At 73.6% G+C, this 13721-nt stretch carries 12 protein-coding genes and 1 pseudogene; 6 read left to right on the forward strand and 7 right to left on the reverse strand.

The features are described 5' to 3' along the window. Nucleotides 1-23 precede the first annotated feature (23 nt). Nucleotides 24-2267, reverse strand: a complete 2244-nt coding sequence (locus tag AB0J21_RS09180; RefSeq protein WP_363145187.1) for an alkaline phosphatase D family protein — start codon at nt 2265-2267, stop codon at nt 24-26. A 163-nt stretch (nt 2268-2430) separates the two neighbouring features. Beyond that, nucleotides 2431-3147, reverse strand: a complete 717-nt coding sequence (locus AB0J21_RS09185; protein WP_363145188.1) for an HNH endonuclease family protein — start codon at nt 3145-3147, stop codon at nt 2431-2433. 528 nt (nt 3148-3675) lie between these two features. Between AB0J21_RS09185 and AB0J21_RS09190 the strand changes: the two genes are divergently transcribed. After that, a complete protein-coding gene (locus AB0J21_RS09190; protein WP_363145189.1) occupies nt 3676-4260 on the forward strand; it encodes a TMEM165/GDT1 family protein in 585 nt (194 codons plus the stop codon). 350 nt (nt 4261-4610) lie between these two features. Then, entirely contained in the window at nt 4611-5294 is a 684-nt protein-coding gene (locus AB0J21_RS09195) for an HAD-IA family hydrolase (RefSeq protein WP_363145190.1), read from the forward strand. A 234-nt stretch (nt 5295-5528) separates the two neighbouring features. Here AB0J21_RS09195 and AB0J21_RS09200 read toward each other — a convergent pair whose 3' ends face one another. Then, on the reverse strand, nt 5529-6170 hold the full coding sequence (locus AB0J21_RS09200) for a peptidoglycan-binding domain-containing protein (RefSeq protein WP_363145191.1): 642 nt from the start codon (nt 6168-6170) through the stop codon (nt 5529-5531). Between the two features lie 631 nt (nt 6171-6801). Further along, nucleotides 6802-7377, reverse strand: a complete 576-nt coding sequence (locus tag AB0J21_RS09205) for a GNAT family N-acetyltransferase (RefSeq protein ID WP_363145192.1) — start codon at nt 7375-7377, stop codon at nt 6802-6804. Between the two features lie 156 nt (nt 7378-7533). Between AB0J21_RS09205 and AB0J21_RS09210 the strand changes: the two genes are divergently transcribed. Next, entirely contained in the window at nt 7534-8343 is an 810-nt protein-coding gene (locus AB0J21_RS09210) for a hypothetical protein (protein ID WP_363145193.1), read from the forward strand. 5 nt (nt 8344-8348) lie between these two features. Beyond that, nucleotides 8349-9017, forward strand: coding sequence for a hypothetical protein (locus AB0J21_RS09215; protein ID WP_363145194.1), 669 nt, complete (start codon nt 8349-8351; stop codon nt 9015-9017). A 151-nt stretch (nt 9018-9168) separates the two neighbouring features. Here the strand turns inward: AB0J21_RS09215 and AB0J21_RS09220 are convergent, their stop codons facing one another. The 3 genes from AB0J21_RS09220 to AB0J21_RS09230 form a co-directional block, all read right to left on the reverse strand. Beyond that, nucleotides 9169-9525, reverse strand: a complete 357-nt coding sequence (locus AB0J21_RS09220) for an antibiotic biosynthesis monooxygenase (protein WP_363145195.1) — start codon at nt 9523-9525, stop codon at nt 9169-9171. Nucleotides 9526-9598: 73 nt separating this feature from the next. After that, nucleotides 9599-10000 (reverse strand): DUF1992 domain-containing protein, encoded by a 402-nt coding sequence (locus AB0J21_RS09225; RefSeq protein ID WP_363145196.1) that lies wholly within the window; start codon nt 9998-10000, stop codon nt 9599-9601. Nucleotides 10001-10128: 128 nt separating this feature from the next. Beyond that, nucleotides 10129-10797, reverse strand: a complete 669-nt coding sequence (locus tag AB0J21_RS09230) for an O-methyltransferase (protein ID WP_363145197.1) — start codon at nt 10795-10797, stop codon at nt 10129-10131. A gap of 536 nt (nt 10798-11333) precedes the next feature. Between AB0J21_RS09230 and AB0J21_RS09235 the strand changes: the two genes are divergently transcribed. Together AB0J21_RS09235 and AB0J21_RS09240 are read left to right on the forward strand one after the other, a co-directional pair. Next, on the forward strand, nt 11334-13517 hold the full coding sequence (locus AB0J21_RS09235) for a bifunctional glycosyltransferase 87/phosphatase PAP2 family protein (protein WP_363145198.1): 2184 nt from the start codon (nt 11334-11336) through the stop codon (nt 13515-13517). Between the two features lie 65 nt (nt 13518-13582). Then, nucleotides 13583-13721 (forward strand): annotated as a pseudogene (locus tag AB0J21_RS09240) (IS701 family transposase); the annotation flags it as partial.

Below are 13721 nucleotides of genomic sequence, written 5' to 3' on the forward strand. Positions count from 1 at the left end.
GGGACCGCGGTTGCGGCCTGGGCTCAGGAAGCGCTGAGCCGGGTAATGGTGACGCGCACCAGGCGGGCGGCGCCGTCCTCGGGACCGGGTTCGGCCCGGTCCAGGGCGAGGGAGCAGTCACGGCCCTGGAGGCGCAGGGTCATGAGCTGGTTGCCGAACCAGGGGCCGCCGGTGCGCTCCCAGCCGACGGGGGCGGGGGCGACTCGCCCGTGCCGGGTGAGGCGGCGGCCGAGTGCCCGTCCGGCGCCGCTCCAGCCGAAACGGAAGCCGAGCTTGATGGCGGTCGGCACGGTGTTGTGGACGGGCGAACAGGTCAGCTGGTGGACCTGTGCCGTGGGCGGGGCGGGGGTGTCCCAGCCGGCCTTGGCGGTGTAGGCGTGGTGGACGTCACCGGAGAGCACGTTGATGGTGGCGGGGGCGTCGGGACCGCTGCCCGCCTCCCGGAGGAGAGCGGCGAGTCCGTCGAAGGAGGTGGGGAAGGCCGCCCAGTGCTCCAGGTCGCTGCGGCGCCGCAGGTACTCGCCGCGCCCCGCCCACCGGGTGCCGCGTTCGCCCCGGCACATGGCGGCGTTCCATGCCTCCAGGTCGTGGATGAGGTGCGGCAGCAGCCAGGGCAGCGAGGTGCCGATCAGCAGGTGGTCGTAGGAGCCGGGGGCCTCCAGTACCTGCGTCCGCATCCAGCGGGCCTCCTCGGGGTCGAGGAGGGAGCGGTGGTCCTCGTCGAGAACCCGGGCGGCGCGCGAGTCGATCATCAGCAGGCGGACCCTGCCGAGATCCCGGCGGTAGCTCCACCGGGTGCTGAGCGGGTCGGCGTCGGCCTCGGCCGCGAAGGAGCGCAGGGCTTCGGTGCCGTCGTGTTCCTCGCGCGGGGCGTGCGGGGTGCGCTGCCGGTGATCGGCGGTCGCGCCGTGGTGGGCGTCGGCGCGGCTCTCGGCGCCGGGCCCGACCCGGGGGCCGGGAATCCTGCCCGTAGGTGCCTCCGCTCCCGGCGCCGACTGCGCGTCGGTCTCGCGTTCGGCGTCCGGCGCCGGCTGACGGGCGGCTCCTGTGCCGGTCTCGGTGCCGTCGTCGCCGGGCGGGCGCTCTGTGGTGGCTTGTCCGCGCACAGCGGCGTAGAGCGGGTTCGCGGCGAGTTGGGCCGGGCTGAGGTTGCCGAGGTGCTGATACACCCAGTACGACATGAGGCCGCTGACGATGCGTTCGTTCCACCACGGGGTCGCGCGCATCTCGGCGACCCAGGAGGCGCTGGTGTTCCAGTCGTCGATCACGTCGTGGTCGTCGAAGATCATGCAACTGGGCACGGTGGACAGCAGCCACCGGATCTCGGGGTCGAGCCAGGACTCGTCGTAGAGACGGGTGTACTCCTCGTAGTCGGCCACCTGGCTGCCCGGGGCCTGTTCGAGATCGCGTCGGGTCGCGAGCCAGGCCCGGGTGGCGTCGGAGGTCTCGTCGGCGTAGATCTGGTCGCCGAGCAGGACCAGGAGGTCCGGGCGCGTCTCCTGCGGGTGCCTGGCCAGTCGGCCCGCGAGGGTGTCGAGGGCGTCCGGGCCGACCGGGTCCTTCTCGTCGGGCGGCGGTGCGGCCCAGCGGCAGGAGCCGAAGGAGATGTGGAGCGGGGCCGGGCCGGTGCCCGTGGACTGGGGAACGGGGCGGGGCCCGGCCGTCGTGCGCGCGGTCAGGGCCCGGGATGCGGACAACTCCGGTTCGAGGGGCGCCGCCTCGGCCGCCGAGGCGTCCGTGCCGTCGGAGCGGGGCGCGCCGGAGACGGTGGGGCTCTCGGAGACGGTGGGGCCCTCGGAGACGGTGGGGCCCTCGGGGACGGTGGGCAGGGCGGAAACAGTGCGGACGGCGGGCAGTGTGCGGATGACGGAGGGCGGGAAGGGCGAGTCCGGCTCGGGCCAGACCAGGCGAGGGTTCCCGTCCGGGTGGGCCCCGCGCGGACTCCGGCCGAAGCGCTGATGTCCGTGGTCCGGACGGTCCCGGCCCTCCCTCTCCTCTCCGGCTTCTGCGGAGCGGGCCCTGGGTGCCGTGGGGAGGTGACGGCTGTCGTCGAGGGTGACCCGGTACTGCGTCTCCGTGCCCGGGGGCAGCCCCTCCACCACTACCAGGGCGTAGTGGTGCCCGGCTATTCGGAAGGTGTCCGCCGCACCGTGCGGACCGGCCGTGCACTCCACGTGGACGGCGCACGGCCGGTCGGTCTCCACCCAGACCGTGGCCGAGGTGTCGTCCACGTACCTCAGCAGTGGTCCCAGGCGCAGCCCTGCCATGTGATGGTCCTCTCCTCGTCGGGTCCGCACGGTAGGGGACGACGGGGAGAGGCCGCGGGGTTCCGCCCCGCGCCGGGGCCCAAGACGTGCGGGGGCTGTCCGGGCGGGGCGGGGCCGCGTCGGCAACCGCTCAGCGCCGCGTCGGCAACCGCTCAGCGCCGCCTCAGCAACCGCTCAGCGCCGACTGGAGGGCGCTCTTCTCCGCCGAGTCGACCGTGAGGTCGTAGTAGTGCTTCACGTGTACCCACATACGGGCGTACAGACAGGTGTACGAGGAGAGCGGGGGCATCCACTTCGCCGGGTCCTTGTCGCCCTTGGACTGGTTGACGTTGTCGGTGACCGCGATGAGCTGCGGACGGGTCAGGTCGTTGGCGAGTTGCTGACGCTCGGCGGTGGTCCAGCCGCTGGCTCCGGAGCGCCAGGCCTCGGCGAGCGGGACGACGTGGTCGATGTCGAGATCGGAGGCCTGCGTCCAGGTCGCACCGTCGTAGGCGGATTTCCAGGTGCCCGAGGTGGCGGCGCAGCTGGAGTTCTGCGCCACGTTGGTGCCGTCACGTTTCAGCACGACCTCGCGGGTGTCGCAGGCGCCGGACTGGGTGATCCAGTGCGGGAACTTGTCCCGGCTGTAGCCGCTGGCGGAGCCCTCGGCGGCGACTGTCAGGTCGGAGAGATACCCGCGGGCGGTGGACGCGGAGACGGGGGTCGGGGGAGCCGCCTGGGCGGGAGGGCCGGTGAGCAGGGAGGCGGCGGCGACCGTCGCGGTCAGGGCGCCGAGCACGCCGAGCCTGCGGCGGAGGGAGAGACGGCGGCTGGGGCGTGCGTCCTCGTCTCGACGCGCGTAGATCCGAGGGCTGGCGGGGGTGCCGGACATAGCGTGCATGGGGACTCCTCGTGTGTGGGGGTGCGACCGTGAGGCGCGGCCATCCTGGCGCTCCCGGGTTTCCGGGGGGTGGGCACCAGGTAACAGCGTGGCGTCATGCGCACGTCACATCAAGGGGAGTGAGGGGACGTCAAGGGTGCGCGGGCGTGCGGGTGTTGAGTACGGGGCGTGAGGAGCGGGCTGTTGCGTGAAGGGGTGGGGGGGTGGCGTGAAGGATGTCCGCCGGGGCTTGCGGCCGGGCCTCGGAGGGCTCAGGAGTGGCGGTGTGCGGGGACCTTGACCGCGGCCGCGGGTTCTCGGGTTCTCGCCGTCGTCCGGGCGGGAGGCGGTGCGTACGATGGTGCGTCGCGGGCGCGAGGTGGCGCGGGTGTGAAACCTGGCCGGGGCTGTTGCCGGTCTCGCCGGGCCGGTGACCCTCGGCGCCGAGACGTTCAGGTGGATGTGGGCGGCCGGGGCCGGGTGGGGGCTCGCGCGAGACGTGCGGAGGGTTCCGACGGAAGCCCGGAGATCCTTGGAGGGCGTGGAGCCGTGTTCAGCCTCAGCGTGACCGCGCTGACCTTCGGGGTGATCTTCCTCGCCGAGCTGCCGGACAAGACCGCGCTCGCCGGGATCGTCCTCGGGACGCGGTACCGGGCCTCGTACGTCTACGCGGGGATGGCGGCCGCCTTCCTGGCCCATGTCGTCCTCGCGATCGCCGCGGGCAGTGTGCTGACCCTGCTTCCGCACCGCATTCTGCGGGCGCTGACCGGTGTTCTCTTCCTGTGCGGGGCCGCGATGCTGCTGCTCCAGAAGCCCGATGAGCAGGCGGCGGCCGAGGCGCGGGAGCCCGGCGGGCAGAACTTCTGGAAGGTGGCGGGGGCCGGTTTCACGCTGATCCTCGCCGCCGAGTTCGGCGACCTCACCCAGGTCCTGACGGCCAACCTCGCCGCCCGCTACGGGGAGCCGCTGGCAGTGGGTACTGGCGCGGTGCTCGCGCTGTGGGCCGTCGGGGCCCTGGGCGTCCTCGGCGGGCGCACGCTGATGCGGAAGGTGCCGCTGGGGCTGGTCACCAAGGCGGCGGTGATCGTGATGCTCGTTCTCGGTGCGCTGAGCCTCGTCGAGGCCGTGGTCTGAGGGCTCTGTCTGAGGCCGTTGCCTGAGGCCTTGTCTGAGGGTGACCGGAGCGGGTGGCCGGAGTGGACGACCGGAGTGGACGGCCGGAGCGGCGGGCTCACGGCCCCGGCCCGCCCGGGCACCCTGGTGGGGCCGTGCGCGCGTCCGTCGCGTCCCGTCCGCGTCGGCGTTCGCGCCCGCGTCGGCGCCCGCGTCCGCGTCAGTCCGTCACGTCCGTCGGTTCGTCCCGTTCGGGTGGCGGCTGGCTTTTTCGGGCTCTGTTTTGTATCGTGGCGAAACAAAGTGGTTCCCGTCCGCATTCCCTGACCGGTGGGCGGGGCCACTTGTTTTGTTCGGTGCGGGAGCTGTCGATGACTTTCGAACTCGGTGCGCGGGCCGTCCTGTTGGACATGGACGGGACCCTCGTCAACTCGGACGCCGTGGTGGAGCGTTGCTGGCGGCGGTGGTCCCTGCGTCAGGGGCTGGACGCGGACGAGGTGCTGCAGGTCGTGCACGGACGTCAGGGGTACGCCACCATGGCGGTCCTGCTGCCGGAGCGGCCCATGGAGCAGAACCTTGAGGACAACCGGCTCATGCTCGCGGAGGAGATCGCCGACACCGACGGGGTCGTCGAGATCGCGGGTGCCGCGGCGTTCCTCGCCGGGCTCGCCGGGGTCCCGCACGCGCTCGTGACCTCGGCGAACACCAACCTGGCCCGCACCCGTATGGAAGCGGCGGGGCTGCCGATGCCCCGCGTGCGCGTCACGGCGGAGGACGTGAGCGCGAGCAAGCCCGACCCCGAGGGTTTCCTCAAGGGCGCGGCGGGGCTCGGCGTCGCCCCGGAGGACTGCGTGGTCTTCGAGGACTCCGAGGCGGGCATCGAGGCCGGACGGGCAGCAGGTATGCGAGTGGTCGGGGTAGGGCCGCGCGCCGCCCGCTTCGGTCCCACGGTCCACGTGCCGGACCTCGTCGGCGTGCGGGTGCGGCACGACGGCGCGCGCGGGGACGGAACCTTCCGGATCATGACGAACACGGACGGCCTCCGCGCCTCCTGAACGGCCTCTTTCGCCGGCCCCCCGAGCCGTCTTGGACGGCCTCTTTTGCCGGCCCTCCCCGCCTTCTGAACGGCCCCTTCGCTCGGCCCTGCCCGTCCCCTGAGCGGCCCCAGGCCCAGCGCCCCACTCCATCCGGCTTACGCCCACGTCCCGGAGTGCCACGCGCCCGACGCCCGCCAGCCGTTACGCCCGACGCCCACGGGTCACCCCCCACCACGGGTCACCCACCACGGGTCACTGGAGCTGTGAGGTCTCCCCTTCGAGTTTGGTCCGGGTGTCGGGGCCGTAGACTCCGCGCTCGTCCGTCGCGCCCCGGGTCCACTGGTACGCGGTGAGGGTCTGCTCCAGCCGTGAGTCGAAGCGGCCGTTCGGCTTGCCCGGGTAGAGGTGGACCAGTTGCAGACGGCGCTGGAGTTCCTCCACCTCGGGGCCCTCGTCGCCCCGGCGCAGGACGGCCGGGTCGGCCGCCAGGCCCGGAGGGGCGGGCTGTGAGCTCTGCGGGGGAGCGGAGGCGGACGGAGCGCCGGGCGGTGGCGCGGGCAGGGAGGCCGTGTCCCCCGGCGTCGAGGACGGGCCCTCGCCGGCCCCACCGGAGGCGTCGGCGGATGCGGAAGAGGACGGGGACGCCGCCGAGGACGGGGCGGACGCCGAGGAGGACGCGGACGGGGACGTACTCGACCGTCCCTCCCGCGCGCTGCCCGGAGCGTTGCCGCCGCTGCTTCCGGCCGAGTCCCCCGGGGCGGGGGAGCGGGAGCCCGGGGGTGCCGCGGCCTCACGCGCGGTGGCAGGTGCCTCGTCGGACGGGGAACCGCCCGCGACGGACACCGCGACCAGGGTGCCCGCCGCGAGGACGAGACCGGCGGCGACCGCCACCACCGTCCGCCGCCTTCCGTGGCCTGGCGGGCCCGTCCGCCGCTCTTCGTGTCCTGGAGGGCCTGGAGAGCCTGACGGTACGTCGCCGGGGTCCGCCGCCGGGCCGGGGGCCGGTCCGGTCGTTGCCGCGCCTGAGGCGGCAGTCCCCGCCGGGACGCGCGGCAGAGGTGCGGTCGCCGCGTCGGACAGCGGGCCGCCGTGGGTCTGATGGTGGGACGAGCCCTCCGTGTCGGCGGCGGTTGTCCCGGCAGCGCCTCCCGTGGCGCCCTCCTCCGTGTCCTGCGCCTCCCCGGCGAGCGTGACGTAGGGGCGGATGCGCAGCGGGCTGAACGCCTCCGCCTCCGCCAGCTCTCCCGAGCGGGTCTCCCGGATCGCCTCGGCGGTGCGCTCCGCGCAGTCGCAGCGCGCGGTTCCGGCGGCCGGGGAACGCTTCCCGGCCGCGCGGGGTCTGCCACATTCAGGACATGTCTGTCCGCTCACCTTGTGAGTCCCTCCCCGAGACGAACTCAGGTGATTATGCCGACGGTCGCGGCCCCGTGTGGCCGCGCGCCCGGCGACCGGGGCCCTGCGGCCGCTCCCGCAGGGCCCGCGACAGCGCGGCCCCGGGAGCCTCGCCGCAGGCCGCCAGGGCTGGTCAGCCCGCGGCGGAAAGCCCTTCGGGGCGGGCCCCGGGAAGGGCCCCGTGACCTCGTCCGGGCGCGTCGAGGGCCTTGTGGAACCAGTGTTCCGCGTACTGGTGGCGGTACAGGGGACCCGTCTCGGTGTAGCCGTGCCGCGCGTACAGGGCGCGGGCCTCGGTCAGGTCGTGCCGGGTGTCGAGGACCAGCCGGCGGGCGCCGAGGGAGCGAGCGGTGTCCTCCACCGCGGCGAGCAGGAGCGCGGCGCCCCCCTTGCCTCGGTGGCCGGGCCGCAGGTACACGCGGGTCAGTCCGTACGCCCCCTCGTACTCCCCGCTGACCTCCGGCGCGGGCCGCACCCCGGCACAGCCGACCGCCTCACCCCCGTACCACGCGACGAGCAAGGCCCCGTGCGGGGGCGCCAGTTCCGACCCGGTCTCCGCCGCCAGGCCCCGCTCCAGCTCCGGCGGCGGCGTGCGGCGCCCCTCGTGCAGGAGGAACCAGCGGTCGGACACCTCGGTGTAGTAGGCGCGCCACAGGTCCAGGGCCACGGGCGAGTCGAAGGGTTCACGGGCGACGGTCCACGGGGTCATCCGGCGATCCTGCCCGCGGCCGGAACCGTGCGCCAGCTCTTTTGACCCGGCGGCCGGAACCGTACGCGAACGGTTTTGACTCGCCGGACGGGGTAACCCGGAGTGCCGGGCGGGACACACCTGTTCCCGCGATTCACATCCACCGGGAGGGCACACATGTCCACCGCCTTGATCGTCGTACTGGTCGTGGTCGTCGTCGCACTCGCCGTCGGCGCCCTCGTCTTCGCGAAACGGGGCAAAGAAGGCGGAGGCTCGCTGCGGCGACGCTTCGGCCCCGAGTACGAACGAACCGTCGCCCACCACAACGGAGACGTGAAGGCCGCCGAGCAGGAACTGGCCGAGCGCGTCCGGCGCCACGGTTCGCTGCGTGAACGCCCGCTGGACCCCGCGGCGCGTGAGCAGTACCTGGCCCGCTGGACCGGCGTCCAGGAACGGTTCGTCGACGCGCCCCGGCAGGCCGTCGCCGAGGCGGAGCACCTGGTCGACGAAGTGGCCGGCGCGCGGGGCTTCCCCGAGGGCAGCGGCCACGCGGAGCGGGTCGAGGCACTCTCCGTGCACCACCCGCACCACGTCCACAGCTACCGCAAGCTGCACGACGCGGTCGCCGTCGGCGGCACCACGCCCGCTGCGCACGGCTCCGAGCACGCCACCGGCGCCCAGGAGGCCGGCGTGACCGGCCCCGGCGCCAGCACGGAGGACCTGCGCGAGGCCATGGTCGAGGCGCGTGGCCTCTTCGAGGAACTGGTCGGCGCCGGTGTGTCCAACGGGGCCGCCACGGGGCACCACCACGGACGTACGGCGGCGGGGGACGGGCGTCACGACGGCGCCCTGCCCGGCGCCGCGACGGGAGCACCGCCCGCAGCCGGCCCGGCCTCACAGGCCCCGGCGCCGGGCCAGGAACCCGTGACGCCCGCACCCGCCGCCGAGACGGCTCCGTCCCATTCGCGTGACCTCAAGGGGAATTGATCGCCATGACCGCTTACACGAACGAGCACGTGCCCGGCGAGCAGTACGAGGAGCAGCCCGGGCGGGGCGTGGGACGCGAGCGCCCCGCGTACGGCGAGAACGAGCGGCACAACGGCCGGGGCGCCGGTGAACACGAGCGCTTCGTCGCAGGAGACGTCCGCCAGCAGTTGGGGCAGCGGCTCCAGCAGGCCCTGAACGAGTTCGTGGACTCTCCGCGCGCCGCCGTCGAGGAGGCCGACCGGATACTTGAGGACGCGGTGGCCCGCCTCACCGAGGCGCTGTCCCACCGGCGCGGCGACCTGCGCGCCTCCTGGGACGGGTCCGCGGCGCCGGGCTCGGCTGGAACGGACTCCGTCGCGCCGGGCTCCGCCGTACCGGGTTCCGGTCCGGCCGCTGGTCGGGACGGTGCGGCGGGTGCGAAGGGCGGCGGGCTCCGGGACGGTCTCGGGGCGCGGGACCGTCATCACGACGGTGACACCGCCACCATGGCGCCGGTCACCGACGGCCCGGGTGCGACCGGCACGTCCCCCGCGCCCGGCGGTTCGGCGCGCAGGACGCCGGCCGAAGGCGCCACGGGCGGACCGGGCGTGGCCGGCGGAGCGAGCGACACCGAGCGGCTGCGGCTCGCCCTGCGCGAGTACCGCGAGACGACCGAGCGCCTGCTCGGCCTCTGAACCGGTTCCGCGCCGGGGCTCCGAGGCAGGACGGCCGACGCGGGCCCCACAAGCCGAGGAGGGGCGGTACGACGGGTGGGACCCCGTCGTACCGCCCCTTCTCACGTGCGGGCCCGTCCTGTCGCCAGACGCCGTGGCGCGGAACGCCGGACTACTGCGCGGGGCCCGCCTGCTGGACGACGTCGAAGGACCAGAGCGTGGCGTCCGAGGAGGCCGGCCGGGGCCTCTCCCCGCCCTGCGCGCCCGCCCCGTCCGGCGCACCGCCCTGCCGGTCGTTGCCCTGGTGGGCGGCCTGCATCGGGCCCTTCATCCAGGCCTGGAAGGACTCCTCGTCGCGCCAGCGGGTGTAGACGAGGTACTGGTCGGTGCCCTCGACGGGCCGCAGCAGTTCGAAGTGCTCGAAGCCGTCGGAGTTCTCGACGGCGCCCGCGCGGGCGGCGAAACGCTGCTCCAGGACCTCGCGGCGCTCGGCTGGCACGGACAGGACGTTGATCTTGACGATGCTCATGCCGTCCATCCTGCCCTGCCCGCCACCGGTCCCGGGCGGGGGTACCGGCGACGGGCCGGGGAGGTGTCCGGGATCAACCGCCGTGGGAGGCCCGCCACTCGGCCGCGAGCGCGTCCACGTCGTACGGGACCAGGCCGAGCGGCGGGCCCTCCAGCGGAGCCCGCAGCGCGGCGGAGATCTTCTGGTTCAGCGCGGCCACCAGGCGGCGTGCCTGTTCCTCCGTGGGAGCCTCGGCGGCGGCCGCCAGGGTGTCCTCGGCCTCCTTGCGCAGGACCAGGGAGGGCGGCAGGTGGGAGAGTCCCTCGCGGGCCATCTTCTGCTTGACCCACCACAGTTCGTCGTAGCGGGGGGACTCGTCCGGCAGGGGCTTGCCGCGGCCGGCGAGGGCCGCGAAGTCGCCGCGCTCCTCGGCCTCCCTGAACTGCCGGTCGACCCACGACTCGAAGTCGAGCCCGGGCGGTTTGCGCTCGGTCATCCGGTGTTCTCCCGTCGTCCGTCGTCGCCTCGTCCGCCCCATTCTCCCTCCCGGAAGGAGGCACGGAGAGGGCTTCGGAGCAGCGGCCCGGGACGGTGAGGCGACATGGGCCGGGTGCCGGGTGCCGGTCAGGCGAGGACGCGGGCCAGGGCGAAGCCGTCGTAGCCCTTGGCGCCGACGGTCTGCACGGCGGTGGCGCTGAGGCGGGGTTCGGAGGCGAGGAGGTCGAGGGCGGCGCGGGTGCCGATGACGCTCGGATCGGTGCTCTGCGCGTCCTGCACGGCGCCCGAGCGCACCACGTTGTCGACCACGACGACACTGCCCGGCCGCGTGTGGTCGAGGGCCCAGGCGAGGTAGTTCGCGTTGTTCACCTTGTCCGCGTCGATGAACACGAAGTCGAAGGGCTCCGTGCCCTCCGCCGCGAGCCGGGCCAGGCTGTCGAGGGCCGGGCCCACCCGGATGTCCACGTTCTCGGCGAAGCCCGCGCGGTCCAGGTTGGCGCGGGCCACCGCGGCGTGCTCCGGCGCGTACTCCAGGGTGACCAGGCTGCCGTCCGCCGGGAGGGCGCGGGCCAGCCAGATGGTGCTGTAGCCGCCCAGCGTGCCGATCTCCAGGATGCGGCGGGCGCCCTGGATCTCGGCCAGGAGCTGAAGGAGTTTGCCCTGGTTGGCGGCCACGTTGATGGCGGGCAGGCCGGCCTCGTCGCTCGCCGCGAGGGCGTCGGTGAGGGTCTCGTCCGCGAGGGAGAGCCGGTCGGTGAAGTAGGTGTCGACCTCGGTCCAGAGCTGCTCAGACATGGTGCGGAATCCTTCGTCGAATCCGGGGGGACTGGTTAGTTCCGAAAGGGAACCTAGCAGGGGTGGCCGGTCTGCGAGGTGCCTGCCGGGTGCTTCCGGGGCGGAGCCGCACCGGTCCCGCCGTTCGGCTCCGGCCGGTGTCGTCCGGCGGTTTCCGGCCGCAGGGGCCGGGCCGGCGCCTTCCCGGTGCTGTCCGGCCAGGGCTGCTCCCGCGTCCCGGTGAGCGGACTGTCAGCGGCGTCACGTAGAGTGACCACTCTGTTGCCCAGTGGGCGGGCCGACGGCGTGAGCGGCGTCTGCGGCTAGGCTTTCTCCGCCCATGAGCCGGGCAACTGGGGGCGTTCCTTCACGTATCCGGGGGTTTCGGGTACCGAAGGGGTGGCTGAGTCAGCTGTTCCCGTCGCAATCCGGCCAAGTTCAGGTCAACGGGCGGTCAACAGTTGGACGAAAGAGAAGCGGCTATGAGGCGAACAGGGGGTTGGCTGCGTCTGGGTCCAGGGGTAGTGCGAGCCTCTACAAGCCGGGGCGGACCGGAAATGGATGACGGACGGGGCGGGAGGCCGCAGGACGTGGCGAATGCGGAACATGGTGGAGCGGGCGGCCCCTTCGGTCCAGGAAGGGCCGCGGAGACCGGGAAACGGCTGCGCGTGCTGGGCATCCTGTCGTGGGCGGTGGTCGCCGCCCTGCTCGTGCGGCAGGTCGCCGCGGTGCTGCGGCTGCCTCCGGGGGACCGGCTCACCGACCTGGAGACCTGGATCGGGCCCGAGGGAGTGCTGCACGTCTCCGGCTCCCTCTACGACACGGGCAAGTTCACCGGCACCCCCTTCTACGGCCTCGTCCTGAAGCCGCTCAGGGAGTCCGCGCAGGACGCCCTGGGAGTCGCCTGGACCTTCGGCAGCCTGCTGCTCGTCGTCGCCCTCGGCCTGCTCGTCGCGCGCGCCGTGCCGCAGTCCGCCGCCCCGCGACGCAGTTCGCTGCTCGTCGCGCCGGCCGCGATCTGCCTGTTCATGGTCTCGCTGCCGGTGCGCAACGCGCTGCACCTCGGTCAGCTCAGCGTCCTGCCCGTCCTGCTCGTCGTGATCGGCTGCTTCGCGACGCGCGGGGAACGCGCGGCCGGACTGTTCGTGGGGCTGGGCGCCGCGTTCCAGCCGACCATGCTCCTGTTCGCCCCGCTCCTGTGGCTCACCGGGCGGCGCAGGGCGGCCGTCTCCAGTGTGGTGACCTTCGCCGCCTCCACGGCCGTGGCGTGGATCGTCATGCCGCACGACTCGTGGACGTACTGGGTGCACCACCTCGCCGGGGTCGGCCTCGGCAGCGGGGACTCCCTGGCCAACCAGTCCCTGCACGGTGCGCTGCTGCGCTTCGGGCTGCACGGACCGCTGGAGATCGCGCTGTTCCTGGTGCTGGCCGCCGCGGTCGTCGTGCTCGGGCTGCGGCGCGCGGTGCGGTACGCCCTCGACGGACAGGTGCTGCTCGCGGTGGGCGTCACGGGGTGCGTCGCCGTCGCGGTGTCGCCCACGTCCTGGCAGCACCAGATGCTGTGGGTCCTGCTGACGGTGATCGGCCGGGTCGGGAAGCGGGCGGCGGACCGCTACGTGTGGCCCGTCGCCGTGGTCCTCGCGATGTCCCTGTCGCCCAAGGTCCTGCTCCCCAACATGACCAGCCTGGACCCGGTCACCCAGAACGTCATCCTCGTCGCGGCCCTCGCGGCGGCCTGCGTCGTGCCCTTCCTGAGCGTGTCCGCACCGGCCTACGCGCACCCGGAGCCGACCGCGTACGCGCCCCGCCGGCCCTCGCGCTTCTCCAAGGTGCCGCTGGTGCCCGCGTGGCGCTGGGTCCTGCGCCGCCCCAACCTGCTGCTGGAACTGCTGCTGATCCGCGTCGCCTACTCCGCGTACTCGGAGGTCCGCAAGGCGGCCCGGGGCGGGCGGCCGACCGCGGAGCACCACGGCGAGATCGTCCACTCCATCGAGAAGTTCCTGCACATCGACATAGAGCACTGGGCCAACCACGCGGTCGTGAAGGTGTCGTGGCTGGAGAACTTCTTCAACTTCTACTACGAGTCCTTCCACTTCGTGGTCCCGCTGACCGTGCTCGGTGTGCTCTACGTGCGCCGGCCCGCCGAGTACCGGTGGGCGCGCAGCGCGCTGGGCTTCGCCACGATGCTCGCACTGCTCGGCTTCTGGCTCTTCCCGCTGGCCCCGCCCCGGCTCATGCCCGACCTCGGGTTCATCGACACCGTCCACGGGGTGCAGGACTTCAGCCAGCCGGACTACGGCGCGCTCACGGCCGTGACGAACCAGTACGCGGCGATGCCCTCGCTGCACTTCGGCTGGTCGCTGTGGTGCGGCCTGGTCATCGCGATCCTCGCGCCCAAGTGGTGGATGAAGGCCCTCGGCCTCCTGCACCCGTTGTTCACCGTCTCGGCGATCGTGGCGACCGGGAACCACTGGGTCCTGGACGCGGTGGGCGGCGCCGCCGCCGTGGGCCTCGGCTTCGCCCTCGTCCACCTGCTCGCCGGGCCCCGGGCCAGAACGATCCGCGCGGGTACGGGAGCGGGGCTCGCGGTCGGCGGCGCGGGCGGGAGCGCGGCAGCCCCCGAGGGGCCGGGCGATCCGGTACGGCCCGCGCCGGGAGCGCGACCCGACCTGGTGAAGGACACGGGGGCGACGGCCTCCGTGGCGTCCGGTACCGAGCGGGGGCCGGGTTCGGCCGGCTAGTAGGGCCTGGTCAGGTCGGTTGTAGGTGAGCGTGTCCTTTTGGGTGGTGTTGCGTTGAGGGGGGTGTGACTCCGGACGAGATTGCTGCTGTGCGTGGTGAGTTGGAGGGCTTCGCGGCGGAGGTTTTCGAGCCGTTTGCGAGGAACGACCAGCGTCGGTGGGGGCAGGTCTACCTGCGGGGCCTGCTCACGGACGGGCGGCGCA

Source organism: Streptomyces sp. NPDC049954, from assembly GCF_040656295.1.
GTDB lineage: Bacteria > Actinomycetota > Actinomycetes > Streptomycetales > Streptomycetaceae > Streptomyces.